This is a genomic window from Halorubrum tibetense (assembly GCF_042661865.1).
GTDB classification, from domain to species: Archaea; Halobacteriota; Halobacteria; order Halobacteriales; family Haloferacaceae; genus Halorubrum; species Halorubrum tibetense.
In genome coordinates, this window is the sequence record NZ_JBHSWW010000726.1 from 1 (window position 1) to 531 (window position 531).

Below are 531 nucleotides of genomic sequence, written 5' to 3' on the forward strand. Positions count from 1 at the left end.
TTGCCGCTCGCAGCAGCCAAAGGCGCTTTCAACTCACCCAGCAGATGGGTCAGTATTTCGCCGGCAGCGTCGTAATGACAGCGTCCTAAAAAGGGCGCCTCAGACTTATCGCAATCACCGCCAGCCGCGAGCGTGGGTAGCGTGTGGTTGAAGGGTTTGTCATCGAGATAAACCAGATTTTCGGCGTCTATCCAGCTGGCATATTGCGCCTGCAGTTGGTTTGACACCTGTGCCGCGACTTTCGTATCCAGGGCACCGTGCAGCAGCCAGACGCGATCAGCGCGCAAGCCCGTTAAGGGGTCAATTTCCCCCGCATCAGCCAACGCTTCCGCTTTGCGCTGCAGACTAGCCAAGTCGACTGCCGGCTCGGCTTTATCGACACAACTTTTCAACGCCTGACCCAAGTCATTCTGCGCGCAGTACCAAGGGCCGGCGGCGACAATGGCCGCACCAGCGACAAGCGTTGAGTGCGCCACGTGAAATTGCGTGGCCATGTAACCGCCGGAGGAAATACCAGAAACGGTAATCTGC

The 531-nt window shown here is 58.0% G+C and carries 1 pseudogene; it reads right to left on the reverse strand.

Going from position 1 to position 531, the window contains the following annotated elements:
- A pseudogene (locus ACFQEU_RS17970) lies at window positions 1-531 on the reverse strand (hypothetical protein); the annotation flags it as partial.